12 protein-coding genes and 3 pseudogenes are annotated in these 18401 nt (G+C 70.3%); 9 read left to right on the top strand and 6 right to left on the bottom strand.

What is annotated here, in order from left to right; all coding sequences use genetic code 11:
- Positions 1–334: 334 nt before the first annotated feature.
- Positions 335–1387 (top strand): helix-turn-helix transcriptional regulator, encoded by a 1053-nt coding sequence (locus tag AB0D59_RS36330; protein ID WP_362574801.1) that lies wholly within the window; start codon positions 335–337, stop codon positions 1385–1387.
- On the opposite strand, the pseudogene AB0D59_RS36325 reads toward AB0D59_RS36330, so the two are convergent.
- A pseudogene (locus tag AB0D59_RS36325) lies at positions 1350–2056 on the bottom strand (helix-turn-helix transcriptional regulator). The gene AB0D59_RS36330 and the pseudogene AB0D59_RS36325 sit on opposite strands and share 38 nt — an antisense overlap.
- On the bottom strand, positions 2053–3084 hold the full coding sequence (locus AB0D59_RS36320; RefSeq protein WP_362574799.1) for a helix-turn-helix transcriptional regulator: 1032 nt from the start codon (positions 3082–3084) through the stop codon (positions 2053–2055). Before AB0D59_RS36320 ends, AB0D59_RS36325 begins: the two are co-directional and overlap by 4 nt.
- Positions 3085–3378: 294 nt before the next feature.
- On the opposite strand from AB0D59_RS36320, the gene AB0D59_RS36315 reads away from it, so the two are divergent.
- The 3 genes and pseudogenes from AB0D59_RS36315 to AB0D59_RS36305 all read left to right on the top strand — a co-directional run bounded on the left by AB0D59_RS36315 (position 3379) and on the right by AB0D59_RS36305 (position 7635).
- The gene (locus tag AB0D59_RS36315; protein WP_020941262.1) at positions 3379–3714 is read left to right on the top strand and encodes a hypothetical protein; all 336 of its coding nucleotides are present in this window, start codon (positions 3379–3381) and stop codon (positions 3712–3714) included.
- Between the two features lie 591 nt (positions 3715–4305).
- Positions 4306–6882, top strand: a pseudogene (gene clpB / locus AB0D59_RS36310) (ATP-dependent chaperone ClpB); the annotation flags it as partial.
- Between the two features lie 219 nt (positions 6883–7101).
- On the top strand, positions 7102–7635 hold the full coding sequence (locus AB0D59_RS36305; protein ID WP_362574797.1) for a YbjN domain-containing protein: 534 nt from the start codon (positions 7102–7104) through the stop codon (positions 7633–7635).
- 6 nt (positions 7636–7641) lie between these two features.
- On the opposite strand, the gene AB0D59_RS36300 is transcribed toward AB0D59_RS36305, so the two are convergent.
- From AB0D59_RS36300 to AB0D59_RS36290, 3 genes are all read right to left on the bottom strand, one after another.
- Entirely contained in the window at positions 7642–8700 is a 1059-nt protein-coding gene (locus tag AB0D59_RS36300) for a hypothetical protein (protein ID WP_362574887.1), read from the bottom strand.
- 348 nt (positions 8701–9048) lie between these two features.
- Entirely contained in the window at positions 9049–9405 is a 357-nt protein-coding gene (locus AB0D59_RS36295; RefSeq protein ID WP_362574795.1) for a hypothetical protein, read from the bottom strand.
- Positions 9395–13150 (bottom strand): hypothetical protein, encoded by a 3756-nt coding sequence (locus tag AB0D59_RS36290; protein WP_362574794.1) that lies wholly within the window; start codon positions 13148–13150, stop codon positions 9395–9397. The genes AB0D59_RS36295 and AB0D59_RS36290 overlap by 11 nt, the downstream gene beginning before the upstream one ends.
- 417 nt (positions 13151–13567) lie before the next feature.
- Here AB0D59_RS36290 and AB0D59_RS36285 point away from each other — a divergent pair, with 417 nt between their 5' ends.
- Positions 13568–13846, top strand: coding sequence for a Uma2 family endonuclease (locus AB0D59_RS36285; protein WP_362574885.1), 279 nt, complete (start codon positions 13568–13570; stop codon positions 13844–13846).
- 75 nt (positions 13847–13921) lie between these two features.
- On the opposite strand, the gene AB0D59_RS36280 is transcribed toward AB0D59_RS36285, so the two are convergent.
- Complete coding sequence (locus tag AB0D59_RS36280) at positions 13922–15118, bottom strand: pyridoxal phosphate-dependent aminotransferase (protein WP_362574792.1); 1197 nt, start codon at positions 15116–15118, stop codon at positions 13922–13924.
- A 247-nt stretch (positions 15119–15365) separates the two neighbouring features.
- Between AB0D59_RS36280 and AB0D59_RS36275 the strand changes: the two genes are divergently transcribed.
- From AB0D59_RS36275 to AB0D59_RS36260, 4 genes and pseudogenes are all read left to right on the top strand, one after another.
- Positions 15366–15728 (top strand): hypothetical protein, encoded by a 363-nt coding sequence (locus AB0D59_RS36275; protein ID WP_362574790.1) that lies wholly within the window; start codon positions 15366–15368, stop codon positions 15726–15728.
- Positions 15729–15981: 253 nt separating this feature from the next.
- Positions 15982–16224, top strand: a pseudogene (locus tag AB0D59_RS36270) (tyrosine-type recombinase/integrase); the annotation flags it as partial.
- Positions 16225–17230: 1006 nt separating this feature from the next.
- Positions 17231–17512 carry a hypothetical protein gene (locus AB0D59_RS36265; protein WP_362574788.1) on the top strand — a complete coding sequence of 94 codons (282 nt, stop codon included), beginning with the start codon at positions 17231–17233 and terminating at the stop codon, positions 17510–17512.
- A gap of 354 nt (positions 17513–17866) precedes the next feature.
- Positions 17867–18397 carry a DUF2617 family protein gene (locus AB0D59_RS36260; protein ID WP_362574786.1) on the top strand — a complete coding sequence of 177 codons (531 nt, stop codon included), beginning with the start codon at positions 17867–17869 and terminating at the stop codon, positions 18395–18397.
- The last annotated feature ends 4 nt before the right edge of the window (positions 18398–18401 follow it).

Here is an 18401-nt window from a genome sequence, read left to right as displayed (position 1 = left end):
GGTCCCCCGCGTGACGTGTCCGCGAGCGGCCCTCCTCGCAACGCGCCATCCCCGTGAGCGCGTTGCGGGGGCCCCGGAACCGATCGGGGGAGGGCGGACCGGGGCCCCTCCGGGTGTCCGGCGAACACCCGTGGGAAGCGATCTCCACGATGCCCCGGTGGCCCCTCCACCACCACCGTCATCTTGTTGCAGTGCGGGCTGCGGAGGCCGGGAGATAGCAGGGCGTATGCGTGGATTACGACGCCCGGTGCGAGGAGAGCCGTGTTGCGGACCCGGCACGGACCGCTCATAGTTGCGCTGCGGAAGAGGCAGCAAACCGGGGGTGGAATGGGCGATGGCCGGGCACGGGACGGAGAAGCATCCACACGGTGCCGACCGACTGTGCGCCGCCGGGGATCGCGTGTATTCCCGTGCCGTGCGCCGGGGCCGGGTACCGCGCACGGACGCCGACGCGGTGCCCTGTCTGCTGGAGCTGGCACTGCTGCACCCGGACCCCGACGACATGGACTGGCTGGTGCCGACCTCCCCGCAGGAGGTCATGACCCGGCTGCTGCGCGGGGTCTACGACGAGGTCACCGACAGCCAGCGGCGGGTGGGCTCGGCGGTCGAGGCCTTCGAGTGGTACGCCGGTCTGGGCCGGCAGCTGCAGGCCGTGTCGGCCTCCGCCGAGGGCACGGCGGCGATCCGGGTCCTGGACGGGCTGTCACGGATCCAGGCGGCGATGGACCAGGCGACGGAGGCGTGCACCAGCGAGGTGCTGACCGTGCAGCCGGGCGGTATCCGCCGTGAGTCGGAGCTGACCGAGGGACTGCACCGGGCGGTCGCCCTGCGCGGCCGGGGCGTGCGCATGCGGGACCTGTACACGCATGTCGCCCGGCACGGCCAGGGGCTGCTCAACTACCTGGAGCTGATGGGCGACGCGGTGGAGGCCCGGACGCTCGACGAGGTCATCGACCGCCTCATCCTCTTCGACCGCACGGTGGTGTTCATTCCCGCGAACGCCGACCGCACGATGGCCCTGGAGCTGCGTCACCCCGCCCTGGTCGCGTACTTCGTCACCGTCTTCGAACGGCTGTGGCGCCTCGCGATCCCCCTCACCGCCCCGCTCCCCGACACCGGTATCGAGGGCATCTCGCACAGGGAGCAGTCCATCGCTGCGCTCCTTGCGGAGGGGCACCAGGACGCGGTGATCGCCGAGCGCCTGGGCATCAGCGTCCGTACCTGCCGCGCCCACATCGCCCGCCTCTCGGAGACCCTGGGCGCGGCCAGCCGTACCCAACTGGGCGTGCGGATAGCGCAGGTGGGGCTGGACCGGCCGCCGGGCGAGGCGAGCGGGACGCCGACCGTGATCAGCCTTCCTGATCAAGGATCCCCGAGCGTCCGATGAGGTAGCCGAGCTGGGCGCGGCTGTCGCTGCCGAGAGTGGTGGCGAGCTTGGCGATGTGGTCGCGGGCGGTGCGGATGTTCATGCCGAGGCGCTCGGCGATGACGGCGTCGGTGTGGCCTTCTACGAGGAGGGCGGCGATGGCTTGCTGGCGGGGGGTGATGCCGTTGACGGTGGGGCATTGCTCGGCCTTGGGGAACATCGGGGTGGCCAGGCGCCAGAGACGGTCGAAGGTGGTGACGAGGTAGCGGATCAAGGCGGGGTGCCGGACTTCGAGGGCGAGCGTGCCGCGGTGATGGCGTCATTGATCCGTGCGGTGCCGCTGTGCAGGAGCAGCAGCGGGATGTCGGTGCTCGTGTCCGCGATCGGGCGGAGGCCCAGCCGCAGCAGTGGCTCCCACGTGTCCACCAGGAGGTTCTCGCGGCGGTGGGCGTCCGCGATGTCGGCGCGGGTGGCGCGCAGCAGCCGGTTCAGGGCGATGGCGGGCGCCACGGGCTCCAGTCGGCCGAGACCGTCCAGCGCCGGGTGCAGGAGACCGAGGTCGACGAGACAGGGTGCCTCGGCGGCCTCTCCGGCCGATATGTGCCCCTTGCCCAGGGCCCGTTCGTACAGCTCGGTCCCCGCGGCGCACAGGCTCTCGATGCCGTGCTCGGTGTGCGGAGCCGATGTCACCCGACACCGCCCTCCTCGGGGAGCCTGTGGTCCAGGATCCCGGACTGGGCGATCAGGTAGCCGAGCTGTGCGCGGCTGCCGCTGCCGAGCACCTGGGCCAGCTTGGCGATGTGGGCACGGCAGGTGCGGACGTTCATGCCCAGGCGGCGAGCGATGGCCTCGTCGACATGGCCCTCGACGAGCAGCTTCGCGATGGAGTGCTGGATGTCGGTGATGCCGTCGGGAGCGGTTTCGTAGGGGGCGCCGGCGCTCAGCGGGACCGCTCGGGTCCACATGAACTCGAACACCTTGACCAGGTAGCGGACCAGGCCCGGATGACGCAGTTCCAGAGCGACCTGCTGGTCGTCCCGGATGGGGATGAAGGCGACCGTCTCGTCACAGATGATCAGGCGCTCCACCAGCTCGTCTATGGAGCGGTACTCCACCTTGCCGTCGGCGAGCTGTGCCGCGTAGGCCAGCTTCTCCTGGCTGTAGCGGGCGGTGTGCTGATACAGGGTGCGGATCCGTACGCCCCGCTCTATGAGCGGTTTGTCGCGTTCCAGTCCGCGCAGCATGCTGCGTTCGGGCATCCGGTCGCTCGGCTGGACGGTGAGCATCTCCGTATGGCACTGGGCCGTGGCCAGGTTGAGCGCGGCGTTGATGCGCTCGCCGCCCTCCAGCACCGTGATCGAACCGCCGCCCGACTCCGACTGACCGCCGATGGACAGGAAGGGCTCGAAGGCGCCGGCGATGTCGGTGGCCAGCTGACGGCGTGCGCTGATCTCACGCTCGATGGGATTGAGACGCTGGGCCAGTGCGATCGCCGGCGGCACCGGACGCAACCAGTTCGGATCGTCGGGGTCGGGGTGCAGCAGGGCAGAATCCATCAGGCAGGGAGCCGGTTCCGCGTCCGCGCGAGCGATCCGTCCCGCGCGGAGTGCGGCCGCATACAGGCGATTACCCTCCGTGCACAACTCGTTCAAGGCGTGGGGATGTGTCGTATTTGAGTGACTTGTTACCAAAACTCCACCCCCCAGGGTCCTGAACATGCAGGAACATGATGCACCGATTGTGTGGCCACGACGTGCCCGAATGAGCCATCGTCGTACCTGACGGGGGGAAAGGGGACTTTCAAGTGAGGACGAAGCCGAAGATGCGTAACAAATTGCTTCGCTCGGTGCTTGTCGCCGCCTTCTCCGTCGTCGCAGCCTTCGGAGCGCTCAGTGGCTTTTCGTCCACTGGGAAGAGTGAGGTTCGTGCGAACAGCAGCTGGCCGGCGGTGGCCGCGGACTCCGAGACTACTGGCACTGCTGATTCCGTGACCGATGGAGCCGGGAGCTGAAGTGACCACCCCACCCGACGACCGATCCTTCCGACGCGAGATGGCCACCGCCTACCGCTCCGGCTGGCACTTCATCGATCTGGTCACCGCCATCCCCCACAGCGGTGACTCGCTGATGGTGACCGTCTTCGGTGAGCCGGTCGTCGTGACGCGGGACGACGAAGAGGACGTACGGGCCTACCGGTGTCTGCGCAAGCCCCGGGGTGCGCCGCAGCCCGTGCGGTGTGCCGTCCGCTACGGAATGATTTTTGTGAATCTGGACCAACGGGACCACCGGCTGGCTGAGCCGGAGGTACCGGACGTGAGGACCATCTCGGCCACCCCCCGCAGTGCCTGACGCGATTCCCCCGTCGTAAAAGATCGCTCAGGTGCTTCCCCCCGCAGCGGCGTCACCGTGACCTGAACACGGTGACGCCGCTGCAGTTTTCTGGGGACATTTCGGCGTATCGGCCGGTTTCGGCCAGGTTTACGGTGGCTGAAATCCGTCGATGGAACGCCGATAGAACAGGGCGGTCACCCCGGGGGCGCCGACTTGATCCCGCCCCCTGTGTCTCGGGGTCCACGCCGCCGTGCCTCCGCTGCCCGCCACGGAGAGTGCCCTCTCGCCCAGAGCGCTCTCCCACCCGATTCCCCGCACCTCCTCCGACAGCCGTTGCCGCCCCTCCCGGCCATCCGCTGCCTCTCCCCCCTCTGTCCGGCTGACCGCCCGGGCCGCTTCCCGACCGCCTGCCCGTGCCCGTTCCCGGCCCGCCCTCCTCCCGGCCCCTCGCCGCCCTCCCTTCCCCAACCCCCTTGCCGCGCCGAGGGGCCCTCACGCCCCCGAAGCTGGTCCCGGGAAAGGCCCCCGTCTCTACCTTGAGTGGAATAGACTCAACTTTGTGTACGTTGGCTGAGTCAGCCGAACGATGCCGAGGAGGAGAACGCGAACGTGGACGCCGAGCTGACCAACAGGAGCCGGGACGCGATCAACGCGGCCAGCAGCCGGGCCGTGACCGAGGGGAATGCGGACCTGACGCCTGTTCACCTGCTGCTGGCTCTGCTTGCCGGGCAGGACAACGAGAACATCACCGACCTGCTCGCGGCCGTCGACGCCGACCAGGCCGCCGTACGCCAGGGCGCCGAGCGCGCGCTGGCCGCGCTGCCCAGCGTGACCGGCTCCACGGTCGCGCCTCCGCAGCCCAACCGCGAACTGCTCGCGGTCCTCGCCGACGCGGCCGACCGTGCCCGGGACCTCGGCGACGACTACCTCTCCACCGAGCACCTGCTCATCGGCATCGCCGCGAAGGGCGGCGCGGCCGGCGAGGTGCTCGATCGGCAGGGGGCCACCGCGAAGAAGCTGGTGGGGGCCTTCCAGAAGGCGCGCGGCGGACGCCGGGTGACCACCGCCGACCCGGAGGGCCAGTACAAGGCGCTGGAGAAGTTCGGGACGGACTTCACAGCCGCCGCCCGGGACGGCAAGCTCGACCCCGTCATCGGACGGGACCAGGAGATCCGGCGGGTCGTGCAGGTGCTGTCCCGCCGTACCAAGAACAACCCCGTGCTCATCGGTGAGCCGGGCGTCGGCAAGACCGCCGTGGTCGAAGGGCTCGCCCAGCGGATCGTGAAGGGGGACGTGCCGGAGTCGCTGAAGGACAAGCGGCTGGTGGCGCTGGACCTGGGCGCGATGGTCGCGGGCGCGAAGTACCGGGGCGAGTTCGAGGAGCGGCTGAAGACCGTACTCGCCGAGATCAAGGACTCCGACGGGCAGATCGTCACCTTCATCGACGAGCTGCACACGGTCGTCGGCGCCGGAGCCGGCGGTGACTCCGCCATGGACGCCGGCAACATGCTGAAGCCGATGCTGGCCCGCGGTGAGCTGCGCATGGTCGGCGCGACCACTCTCGACGAGTACCGGGAGCGGATCGAGAAGGACCCGGCGCTGGAGCGCCGCTTCCAGCAGGTGCTGGTGGCGGAGCCGACCGTCGAGGACACGATCGCGATCCTGCGCGGCCTCAAGGGCCGGTACGAGGCCCACCACAAGGTCCAGATCGCCGACAGCGCGCTGGTGGCCGCCGCGACCCTCTCCGACCGCTACATCACCTCCCGCTTCCTCCCCGACAAGGCCATCGACCTGGTCGACGAGGCGGCCTCGCGGCTCCGTATGGAGATCGACTCCTCGCCCGTCGAGATCGACGAACTCCAGCGCTCCGTCGACCGGTTGAAGATGGAGGAGCTGGCGCTGGAGAAGGAGACCGACCCGGCCTCCCGGGAGCGCCTGGAGAAGCTGCGGCGCGACCTCGCGGACAAGGAGGAGGACCTGCGCGGCCTCAACGTCCGCTGGGAGCGCGAGAAGCAGTCGCTGAACCGGGTCGGCGAGCTGAAGGAGAAGCTCGACGAACTCCGCGGCACCGCCGAACGCGCCCAGCGCGACGGCGACTTCGACACCGCCTCCAAGCTGCTGTACGGCGAGATCCCGCAGCTGGAGAAGGAGTTGGAGGCCGCGTCCGAGGCCGAGGTGGAGACCTCCCGGGACACCATGGTCAAGGACGAGGTCGGCTCCGACGACATCGCGGACGTGGTGGCCGCCTGGACCGGCATCCCCGCCGGGCGTCTCCTGGAGGGCGAGACCCAGAAGCTGCTCCGCATGGAGGACGAGCTGGGCCGCCGCCTCATCGGCCAGACCGAGGCCGTACGGGCCGTGTCCGACGCCGTACGACGGTCCCGTGCCGGTATCGCCGACCCGGACCGCCCCACCGGCTCCTTCCTCTTCCTCGGCCCGACCGGTGTCGGCAAGACGGAACTGGCCAAAGCCCTCGCCGACTTCCTCTTCGACGACGAGCGGGCGATGGTCCGGATCGACATGTCGGAGTACAGCGAGAAGCACAGCGTGGCCCGGCTGGTCGGCGCCCCGCCCGGATACGTCGGCTACGAGGAGGGCGGCCAGCTGACCGAGGCGGTCCGCCGCAGGCCCTACACCGTGGTCCTCCTGGACGAGGTGGAGAAGGCCCACCCCGAGGTCTTCGACATCCTCCTCCAGGTGCTGGACGACGGCCGGCTCACCGACGGCCAGGGCCGCACCGTCGACTTCCGCAACACCATCCTGGTGCTGACGTCGAACCTGGGCAGCCAGTACCTGGTCGACCCGGTGCTCGGCGAGGAGGAGAAGAAGCGGCAGGTTCTGGAGACGGTCCGGCAGTCCTTCAAGCCGGAGTTCCTCAACCGCCTCGACGACCTGGTCGTCTTCTCCGCCCTGGCGAAGGACGAGCTGGCCCGGATCGCCCGGCTCCAGATCGACCGGCTGGCCAAGCGGCTGGCCGACCGCCGCCTCGCCCTGGAGATCACTCCCGAGGCTCTGGCCTGGCTCGCCGAGGAGGGCAACGACCCGGCGTACGGCGCCCGGCCGCTGCGCCGCCTGGTCCAGACCGCCATCGGCGACCGCCTGGCCAAGGAGATCCTGTCCGGCGAGGTCAAGGACGGCGACACGATCCGCGTGGACGCCTTCGGCGAGGGCCTGATCGTGGGCCCGGTGACGGCGGACGATGCGGCCGGGGAACCGGTGGTCGAACCGGCCGGTGAATCGGCCGGTGAATTGGCCGGGGAAGCCGTCGAAAGCACCGGTCAGGAGACCGGAAAGACGCTCTGAGCGGAATTCCGCCAACGGGAGATGAACCCGCCGGGGCGGGGGTTGCCACCCCCCTCCCCGGATGGGGGAGGATGGCGGGATCCGTATGAAGGGAAAATCACGGTGACCATCGACCCGTCCTCGATTCCGAACTTCGGGGGCCAGCCCGAGCCGCAGCCCCAAGGACCGGCGGGCCCCGTCGTCCCGGATCAGGATCTTGTGAAGCAGCTCCTCGACCAGATGGAGCTGAAGTACGTCGTCGACGACGAGGGTGACCTCGCGGCGCCGTGGGAGCAGTTCCGTACGTATTTCATGTTCCGTGGTGAGGACGAGCAGTCGGTCTTCTCGGTGCGGACGTTCTACGACCGTCCCCACAAGATCGACGAGAAGCCCCAGCTCCTGGAGTCCATCGACGACTGGAACCGTCGGACGCTGTGGCCCAAGGTCTACACCCACACCCATGACGACGGCACCGTCCGTCTCATCGGTGAGGCCCAGATGCTGATCGGCATGGGCGTGGACATCAACCACTTCGTGTCGTCCACGGTCAGCTGGGTGCGGGCCGCGATCGAGTTCGACAAGTGGCTCGTCGAGCAGCTCGGCCTGGAGGAGGCCGTCAACGGGGCCGACCAGCCCGAGGGCGACGACGAGGAGTAAGCAGCCCTACAGGGGCGTGCCGGCGAGGACGACCAGGTACGCGCCGTAGCCGAACGAGAGCCCGGCCAGGGCCGCGACCACCACGGACGCGTGCCAGGGCCGGGCTCTCGCCGTGCGGACCAGTGCCCGGGCCAGGGGGAGGAGGAGCGGGAAGGCCGGCAGGAGGAAGCGCGGCTTGGACTCGAAGAAGCCCGAGCCGCCGAGCGTGATCAGCAGGAGTACGGCGGTGTAGGCGAGCAGCGGCAGCGGGGCCCGGTCCAGCAGCAGGAGCGCGTAGAGGACCACCGCCGTCGCCACGATCACCAGGGCCATCGGGAAGACGAAGCGGTCGCCGCGCAGCAGCAGGTCGCGGACGAAACGGAGCGAGCCCCGGCCGAAGTCGAAGCGTGAGCCCCACAGGCGCTGCACGCCGAAGTAGCCGCCGAGTGGATCGCCGGTGCGGCGGCCCACCCACAGGACGTACCCGAGCCAGCCGAGCGGGGCGAGTGCCGCGCCCGTCCACAGCCTGTGGGTAACCCGGCCGCGGGAGCGGTGTATCGCGCGGCCGGCGGTGAGCAGGACGGCCACCGCGACCGCGAAGCCGTTCGGCCGGGACAGGCCCGCCAGGGCGGCCAGCGCGCCCGCCCACAGCCAGTTCCCGGCCAGGACCGCGTACAGGGACCAGGCGGCGAACGCGGTCAGGACCGGTTCCGTGTACGCCATGGACAGCACCACGGAGTGCGGGAGCAGGCCCCAGAGCAGGACGAGGGCCGTGCCCACCGCGCGGCCGTGCAGCCGGGCGCCCACCGCGTAGATGCCGGCGGCGGCCACGGCGGCCGCCGTCCAGGACACCAGCAGGCCGGCACCCGCGCCGCTCAGCGGGGTGACAGCCGTGAGGATGCGGACCAGGGCCGGGTAGAGCGGGAAGAACGCCAGGTCGCTGTGGATGACGTCGGGGCGGAAGTACAGGGTGCGGCCGTAGCCGTGCGCCGCGATGCCCAGGTACCAGACCGAGTCCCAGGACCGGCCGAGCAGGGTCAGCGGGTGCCTGCCGGCCGCCCAGGCGGCCAGCGCGACCACGGCCATGCCGGTGAGCCGGGCCGCCGCGAACAGCCCCACCGCGACGCCGCCCGCGGTGAGGACGGACAACCGGGTGCCGGGTCGCTGTGCGAGGGACGGGGCGAGAGCGGCGGTGCCGGTGGTCGTGCCGGTGGCCGAACTGGCGGTGGTGCTGGCGTGGCTCACATTCGCACCCTGCGGGGGGCCGGGACGAAGTGCGAGAAATATGCGCCCGATGGGGTAGCGGAGGGCCACGGCCGCTGGCGTGGTGCGCGCCGCCGGACGGGCCGTGAAGTCGTGCCGCCGGCACCCCTCGTCGGACGTGGTGGTGCCCCGCCAGGATCGACCTGGCGGGGCACAGTCGTGTACCTGAGGTCAGTCGCCCTCGTCCTCGTCGGCCTCGAAGCGCGGCAGGACGTCGGTGTCCATGCCGTATGTGCCGAAGAGGTCGACCAGGGCCCTGGTCATGGCGTCCAGGCCGCCTTCGCGGACGATCACGAGGTCGGGGATCCGCAGGTACAGGCCGTCGGCGCACTCGCCGGTGGTGGACCGGTGGTCCATCACCTCGGCGATCTTCCGAGGGGTCATGAAGGTCGCGGTCCACCCCTTGCCGTCACGGGCGCGGATGACCGCGTCGACGTCCTCCACGGTGTCGGCGTCGTCATCCAGGGCGAGTACGTACGTGACGGAGAAGTCGGCCGTCTCCACGGTCACGAGCGGCTCATGAGCCATAGATCTTCAGCAGCTCCTTGATGACGTTCGGCTCGTTCGGCTTGTCGGACTTGCCGATGATCTCGAAGCCGCCTTCGACCTCGCGGAAGAAGAGCCGTGCGCCCTTGTCGCCCCGAAGGTACCGGATGCCGTGCGAGAGCGCCTTGGAGCCCTTGCCAGGCTGGTCGTTGCCGTCCAGCAGCTTGTTGATGAGCTGGTTCATCTCGCGCTGCACGTCCTCGTTCTTCGTGGACTTCTCGGCGAGCTTGGCGAGCTTGCTGTTCTTGCCGAGCGCCGAGGTCACGCAGATCTTCGGCTTGCCGGCGGCGGCCAGCGCCCCGTTCTTCGCGGAGGCCCCGTGGAACGCGGCCGGTCGGGCGGCGGTGCCTGCCGCGAGGAGGCACGATACGGCGCTCTGGCCCTTCTTGACCCGGTCCAGGACCGTACGGAGCCGGTCGAGGGTGTCCTTGGCCTTGTCCAGTTTCTCCCAGAAGGAGTAGATGCCGTTGCTGACCCGGTAGATCGCCTTGCCCACGGCCGGAACCTTGGTGACGGCCGCGCCCACGAGGATGACGTTGACCAGCGTCCACAGGCAGCCCTCGACGTCGCCCTGGGTGAAGCACTTCTTGGCGTCGGTGTAGCCCAGCTCGTCGAGGAGGATCTGGCCGCCGTTGTCGACCACCCAGTCCATGACGTCCATGGCCAGCAGCTGCCTGGCCGCGCGGAAGTCGTCCACGCAGGACTGGCCGCACTGGGCGAGGAGCAGCGCCTCCTCGCTCTGGGTGAGGTCCGCTCCCGTGTCGGGCTTGGGGCCCTCCAGCGCGGCCTTGCGGGCTTCCTCCTGCTCCTTGAGGAACTCCTGCTCCGCGCGGTCGGCCGCCCCGTCGGCCGCCTTCGCGTCCTCGTTGGCGTTGGCCGCGGACTTCTCCGCGGTGTCGGCGTCCTTCTCCGCCTGGGTGGCCGCCGAGTCCGCGGCGCCGGAGTCGCGGGTGGCGGCGCCGGCGGAGGCGCGGGCGTTCGTGGCGCTCTTCTCGGCCTCGGTGGCCTCGTTGTTCGCCGCGGCGGCCTCGCTGGAGGCGTCGCGGGCGGCGCTGTCGGCGTAGAACCAGTCGGTGCCCGCCTGTGCGACGTACTCGCTGGTCTTGGCGTCGGCCTTCTTCGCCGCCTCGGCGGCCTTGGCCGCCTCCGCTGCCGAGGCACGGGCCTCGGCCACGGACTTGAGCGCGGCCGCCGCGTCGGCTGCCGCCGCCGCTGCCGCCTGCGCGGCGAGCTTGGCGTCGCCGGCGGCCCTGTCGGCCAGCGCCTTGGCGTCGGCGGCGGCCTTGGCCGCTTCCTTGGCCTTGGCGGCAGCCGCGGCGGCCTGCTGCTCGGACAGCGACATGGAGGTCTGGCCGATCAGCACGGCGAAGGCGGCCGCGGTGTCCGACTCCCGGTACGGGGTGCCCGCCGCGATGGCGGTGTTGGCGGGCTTGATCACCTCGGTCGCCGAGTCGCGGGCCGCGGCGGCCGCCTGGCCGGCCGCGTACGCGTGTCCGGCGGCCGTCGCCGCCCAAGCCCTGGTCTTGGCGGCCTCGTCGCGGGCCGCTTGGGCCTCCTGGCTCGCCTTGAGAGAGGCGGCCTGGGCCTTCTTGGCCTCCTTCTCGGCCTCGGCGGCGTTCGCCGACGCGGCCTCGGAGGCGTCGATGGCCTCGGCTGCCGCGGCGTGCGCGACCGCGCCCGCGGCGACGGCCGTCTGGTAGGCCGACCACGCCTTGTCGGCGGCCGCGCGGGAGCGCTGCGCGGCGGCATCGGACCGGGTGGCGGCGGCGCGGGCGTTCTGCGCCGCGGTGCTCGCCTCGCCGGCGGCGGCGTGCGCCCGGGTGGCCGCGCCGGCCGCGTCGTCGGCGGCGGTACGGGCGGCGGTGGCCGCCTCCCGGGTCTCGCCGGCGGCGCTCGTGCCGACGGCCGCGGCGGCGGCCGACTCCAGGGCGGCGGCCCGGGCGGCGGTGGCCTTCTTGTTGCGCTCCGCCTCCTCGGCCTTCTCGCGCGCGGAGGAGGCCCGGCCCTCGGCGAGGAGGGCCGTGGTGAGCTGCTCGTCGGCCGTCCTCGCGGCGTCCTCCGCCCGGCTACGGGCGGAGCCGGCCGTCTCGCGCTCCTCGGCCGCGCGCTGCTCGGCCGCATTGGCCTTGGCCCGTTCCTCGGCCGCGTTCTGGCGCTCCTTCGAGGCGAGGCCCTTCTCCTGCTCGGCCTTGGCCCGCTGCGCCTTGGCGGTCTCTGCGGCGACGCGAGCCGTCTCCTGTGCCCGCTCGGCGGTGGCCTGCGCGTTCTTCGCCTTGGTGGCGTTGGCGGCGGCCTCCTTGGCCAGCGCGTCCGCGGACACGGCTGCCGCCTTCGCCTGTGCCGCCGCCTCCTGCGCGGCGATCCGCCGGAACTCCGTGTTGATGGCGTGCGCCTGGCTCTGGGAGAGCGCGAACAGCGCCTTGCTGTCGGCCACCGTCGCCTTGGCGGCGTTCACCGCGGTCTGCGTGGCCTTCGCCGCCGCCTGGGCCGCGGCGTACGAGGCCTTGGCGACCTGCACCGACTGCTGTGCGTACAACAGCCCGCGACCGCGCGGTGTTTTGTCAGCGTCGGCGATGACGTACGCGTCGTTCTGCGCGGTGGCGGCCTGCTCCGCGGCCGTCTTGGCGGCAGCCACCGCCTTGTTGGCCAGCGCCAGTTGATCGGCGGCCTTCTTCTGGGCGGTGGCCAGGTCCGTCTTGGCCTGGGTGAAGACCGCGGGCTTGGGCCGGTGGATGTTGTCCTTGGGCTGGGCGGCCCAGTACTTCTGCCAGAGGAGGATCTGGTCGGCCAGCCATGCCTGCCCGATGGACTCGATCATCGCCTCGGTGGCCTTGCGGGCCTCCGCGGACGCGTTCGTCTCTGCGGTCATGATGGTGGCGCGGGGCTTGGCCTGAGCGGCGTACTCCTGCTCCCACTCCTGGCCGGCCGTCGCGACCACGGGGGTGAGGATCCGCCGGGCGTCGACGGGATTGAAGCTGTCGCAGTCGCCCCAGGCGACCTTGAGTGCCTCCACCTCCATGCGGTACTCGGCGGAGCCCTCCTCCAGCGGCTTGGTGACGAAGCCGCCGTGGCGCAGGAAGGAGGCGACGTCGCTCGCGGTGGTCGAGTTGTGGGGCCCCTTGACGTCGCTGTCCCGGAACATGGAGTCGGCCGCGAGATCATTCCAGGTGTCCTGGCCCTTGATCGCGGCGGCGATCTTCTTCGCCTGCTCGACCGAGGCCGGCGTGGGTACGCCCCGGCCGTCCTGCCCCAGCCGGCCGTACAGGTCCTGCTGCGGGCCGAGGGTGAACGCCACGACGTCGGCGTCGAACTCGGGGGCGTGGTAGCTGGTGCCCGAGTCCCACCCGGTCTGGGCGTAGATCTTGTTCGCGCCTTCCCAGCCCTCCTTGCGGGCGCGGGACTGATTCAGGTACTGGGTGACGCCGTCCTTGTCCTTGGACAGGGCGTCACCGAGGGGGCCCAGCTTCCAGAGAACGCCGTCGAGTGCGGTGGCGAGATCGGCATCGGTGCCGTTCAACGCCTTCGCGGCCGCCGACTTCAGGGCGGGGCCGCCAATGTGCAGGGCCACACCGGCGATGCATCGGTTGACACGGGGCTGTTCGCCGAGGCTGATCCGCAGCCGGCCGGTGTCCGGATCCTGAGGCGGCGGATCGTCGGCCCGGGCGGGCGCCGCGTACACCAGTCCCGTCAGTACGGCGGAAGCCGCCACCAGCGCGGTGCCCGCCATCCCCCTTGAGCGCAAGGCTCTTCGCATGTTGTCGCCTGTCTTCTGGACGATTGGTTCGGCCCAGGAAGAGAGCAGGCGGGCATGGCTGTGCGACAGCCTTGGTCGGATTGCCGACGCGCTCTCGTCGAGATGAGCGGTCAGCCGGTCGAATATCGCGTGCGCTGGTCAGGCACACGTCCCCCGCGCCCTCTCCCCCAGGGCTTGGTAAGAATTTCACAAGAAACAGGAGTTCGGTAGAGGGGTTCCTCCTGCCCGGGCCACTGAGGTGAAGGAACGCCGGGCGGCCCTACTGTTTGCACAGCTCGGCGAGCCTCTTCATTGCTTCGCGCAACTTGTCGGTCCGTTTGCAGAAGGCGAACCGCACGAACGGCGCGCCCGCCTCCCGGTCGTCGCAGAACACGGCGTTTCGAAGACGTCCTGCTGATCTCCGAAGTCGTCTCGACCTCATCCGCACGCAAGGACTACGACGACTGCACCGCGAAGTACGGCCGCTACGGCATCCCCGTCTACCTGGTCGTGGACCCCTACGCCCAGGAAGTCGTCCTGCACACCCAGCCGACCGCCACCGGTTACATCGCGGCGCACACCCACAAGTACGGCACGGGCAAGCTCCCCATCCCCCTGGCCGACGGCCGCACCTTCACCCTCGACCTCGACGAACTCCCGCTCCCGGAGCCCGAGGCGGACGCCCGCTGAGGTCGGCAACCCGGTGCGGCCAGGTCCGCTACCTGGCCAGTGCTTTCTGCCCCACCGACCTCGAAAACCTGGCCTTCAGCGCTGACTTCCGAGAGTCTTGAGCCGGGCCGCGGCTTCCTCCAGCACCTCGACGCGTTTGCAGAAGGCGAACCGCACGAACGGCGCGCCCGCCTCCCGGTGGTCGTAGAAGACCGCGTTCGGGATGGCGACGACCCCCGCCCGTTCCGGGAGCGACCGGCAGAAGGCGAAGCCGTCCGTCTCGCCCAGGGGGCGGATGTCGGTGGTGATGAAGTACGTGCCGGCGGTGTCGTAGACCTTGAAGCCCGCCTCCTTCAGGCCGGCCGCGAGGATGTCGCGCTTGGCCCGCATGCCCTCGCGGAAGGCCTCGAAGTAGGAGTCCGGGAGGGCGAGGGCCTCGGCGACCGCGTACTGGAAGGGGCCCGAGGCCACGTACGTCAGGAACTGCTTCGCCGAGCGCACCGCCGTGACCAGTTCCGGCGTCGAGGTCACCCAGCCGACCTTCCAGCCGGTGAAGGAGAAGGTCTTGCCGGCCGACCCGATGGTGACCGTGCGCCCGCGCATGCCGGGGAAGGTGGCGAGGGGGAGGTGCCCGGCCGCGTCGAAGACCAGGTGCTCGTAGACCTCGTCCGTGACGACCAGCAGGTCCCGCTCGACCGCCAGTTCGGCGATCGCGGTCAGCTCGGCGCGGGTGAGGACCGTGCCGGTCGGGTTGTGCGGGGTGTTGATGAGGAGGAGCCGGGTGCGGGGGGTGACGGCGGCACGCAACTCGTCGAGGTCCAGGCGGAAGGTGGCGCCGTCCGGGCGGAGGGTGACCGGGACCCGGGTGCCGCCGGCCATCGCGATGCAGGCCGCGTAGGAGTCGTAGTACGGCTCCAGGGCGACGACCTCGTCACCCGGCTCCACCAGGGCGAGCAGGGCGGCCGCGATCGCCTCCGTCGCGCCCGCCGTGACCAGCACCTCCGCGTCCGGGTCGTACGACAGCCCGTATCGGCGCTTCTGGTGCGCGGCGATCGCGGTGCGCAGCTCGGGGACGCCCGGCCCCGGCGGGTACTGGTTGCCGTGCCCGTCGCGCAGCGCCCGCACGGCCGCCTCCCTGACCTCCTCGGGGCCGTCGGTGTCCGGGAATCCCTGCCCCAGGTTGATGGATCCGGTGCTGAGCGCCAGGGCGGACATCTCGGCGAAGATCGTGGTCCCGAACTCGGCCAGCCGGCGGTTGAGGAGAGGGCGTTCGCTGGAGGTCATGCCGGCCATCCTGCGCCCAAGCTCTGGAGTTCCTCAACTTACCTTCGCTGATGGGCACCCGCGCCAGTTCACGGTGTGCCGCCTCTGAGCAGGGGCGGGGCTGTCGTCGACTGTCGTCAGTTGTCGCCGTCGGTCGTTCCCGGACGGCCTACAGACGGCCCGGCTCAGAGCATCCAAGGCCCGCTGACCGAGGGCGCGATCTGCCGGAGAGGGGCCGATGTTCCTCCCCTGACCAGGGGCTATACCATCCCGCGTCATGAGACGATCAGTGACTGCCCTGTTGAGCGCGGGGGCGGCAGTTGTGCTTGCGGGCGGTGGGTACGCCATAGGCGCGGGCGGCCACGACGGCGCAACCGCGAAATGCGAACAGACCACGCGGGAATTCGCGAAGCGCGCCGATGAGCTCAAAAAGCAGGTACAGAAAGAAGATGACCGCTGGCAAGTGGTCACAGCGCAGACCGAGATCCTTGCCGGGGTCGTGAAGCAGAACCCGACCTGTTTTGATGCCGGGACGCGCTCGGCTGCGGAGGTCGTCCAGCGGCTTTCCGGGGGAGCGCAGGACGCGGCCAGGTGCGAGCTGATCGGCATCAAGGCCAGAGTCTGCTCGGTTGAGTCCTGATGACATGAGCGGACGGCGTGTACGGCGGCGTCCTGTGCGCGGGTGGGGAAGGCGGCAATCCAGCGGGGGGACCGCAGACCCCCCGATGACGGACGCCGGCCCGGCAGCGACGACGGCACCCGTGCAAAGGCTTTGAGGTCTGTGCTCATCCTTATCAGGTCGATCCTCAAGCGAGGGCGGCCCGCGTCAACACGCTCTTAGCTTCGAAGTAGCGTCCGTCGAGGTCCGGGGCAAGGAAGCGGATGACAACGGCAAGTACGACTCGGCGCGCGAGCACGGGATGCACGCCCTGAGGCACTTCTTCGCCTCAGCGCTGCTGGACGCCGACGAGAACATCAAAGCCGGCAGTGAGTACATGGGGCATGCCGATCCGGCGATGACACTGCGGGTGTACGCCCACCTGATGCCCGACAGTCGCCAGCGTGCCCGCCACGCAATCGACCTGGTGTTTCAGCGCAGTTCCGGGGAGAACCAGGGGCCGCAGCAGACACAGTGAAGCAGCCTGGCCTCGGCCATCCGGCGCACCCGCCAACGCTGAACGGGCGAAGCCTTCGCGGATCGTGTGTGGCAAACGTGAGAGCCATCAGCCCGCTCGGCATCCTTTCTGGTAGCCCAGGCGCCAAGCGAGAAACTGCCACGGCGTACGTCACTCCCAGCAAGGACAACTGAGTGAAGCCAGCCAGGAGAGTTAGTGCCATTTGCGCGACCGCCGCAGCCAGCGTGCTCTTCGGCGGCACTGTGGCCCACGCAGATAGCGACGGGGGGTTGCTCGGCCTCGGTCTCCTCAACACGCCCTCCGTCACGCTCGCCTGTTTCCCGGCGGGGCAGGTGGGTCAGGGAAACTCCTTCAAGGGCAACCAAAACATCAACTGTAGCCAGTCGGCTTCAGCGACGGGGACAACGCCACCCCCTAGCGGCAACGGTTTGACTGGGTTCGACGTTGGAACCGGGTCCGCCACCGCGCAGCCTGGAGAGGTTGCCTTTGCGAGTGCGCAGTGCCCCGCCGGGAAGACGCCGACGGGCGGCGGTTTCTCTGGAAACTTCGGCGACTCCTGGCAAGTGAACTCCTCTACATTTGTAGCGGGTGTCGCCCCGAATCCAAATGGCTGGTCTGTAAGCGCCAGAAACACCGGTAGTGGGCCCCAGACACTTACCGCCCAGGTCGTTTGCTACAACGGCGTGACTTCCTGACGTGCGCAGTCCTCGCAGGCTGCCGGTCGTCTCTGCTTGCCAACAGGGAGTAGGCCGCTGACGCTTCGGCATGTCTTGCAGGCTGTACACGGCCCACGGACGGCCCACGGACGGCCCGGTGACGTCCGGACGGCCCCTGAACTGCCCTTCTGTGCAGGTCAGGGGCCTTTTGTATGTGTTGACCCTCAGAAGTTCCTCAACTCTGCTTTGGCACTCGGCAGGGCCGGGCATCCCCCGTTCACGCCGCGCTCGCGCGGCGGCCGGGGCGCCCACGGGGGGTCGCTCCGTGCGAACCGAAAGAAGGTGACGCCATGGGCATCGTCTTCATCGTGGCGGCGGCCGCGATCGTCTGCCTGGTGATCGTCGGGACCGCGGTCCGCAAGGGCGGGGTGACCAGGGGGGCGTCCGGCCGGGGCGACTCCTCCTCCTACGACAGCTCGGGCAGCTGGTGGGCAGGGGACTCGGGATCGTCGTCCTCGAGCGGCCACGGCGGGCATGGGGGACACGGGGGTCACTCGTGCGGCGGAGGGCACTCCTCCTGCGGGGGCGGGTCGTCGTGCGGCGGCGGGGGCGGCTGCGGCGGGGGCAGCTGACCGGGGGATCCGGGGGATCCGGGACACGCGGGGGAGCCGGGGGAGCCGGGGCGTCCGGGCGGAGAGCGGGGGGCTCTTCCCGGGCGCCCCGGCGTGCGCCAGAGGGAGCAGGGCGCATCACGTGGTTGAACAGTTGAGCTGTGGAGCCCTCTGAGGGATGGAAACCCCACGAAGTTGGGTAAAAACGCTGTGGCAGCGCCACAGTTCATGATTCCCTCTAAATCACCAAAGCAGCGCCTCGGACGTCCTGACGACACCCCTCCCCCGGCTGGGCCGGCCGGGCCGATCTCCCGGTGTCCACCGAGGTGCGCCGGACCACCCTCCTCCCCATTTGCGTGTTAGCGGAGCCGATCCATGCTCACGACCCTGAACACCACCTACACCGATACGCGCGCGGCCGACCTCGCCTGGGCCCTGGGGCGCGAGCCGCTGCCCGCCCTGGCCACCCTCGACCTGGAGCTGTCCGGGGCGAAACTGCAGCTCAGACTACTGGGAGCGTCCCACCAGGTGCTTCTGGAGGAGGAGTGCGGCGGCTGTTCGGAGACGGTGGCGTGCATCCAGGGGTCCAGCACCCCCCTGCCCCTCGGGGTCGCCAAGCGCATCGGCGACTGGGAGTACGAGTTCGCGGCCCGCGTCGAGGTGCTGTCACCGGGCTCCTTCGCCGGCCGCGCCCAGGAACTGCTCGCCCTCGTCTCCGAGCATCCGCACGGCCTCGCCGGAGTCTTCCCGGGCAGCCCGCACGCGTTCACCGCGTTGCTCGCCCAGCGCCACGAGGGCCAGGTGCACTGGCGGACCTGGCACGCGTACCCGCAGGACGGCCAGTTGGTGGCGACCCGGACGAGGGTCGGCGTACGGGTCCCGGTACCCCGACCCCTCCCCGGATGACATA

It is taken from the genome of Streptomyces sp. NPDC048417, assembly GCF_040651615.1.
In the GTDB taxonomy this organism is placed as follows: Bacteria; Actinomycetota; Actinomycetes; order Streptomycetales; family Streptomycetaceae; genus Streptomyces.
Note: the sequence above shows the minus strand (reverse complement) of the source record. Positions and strands in the feature narration are given on the sequence as shown.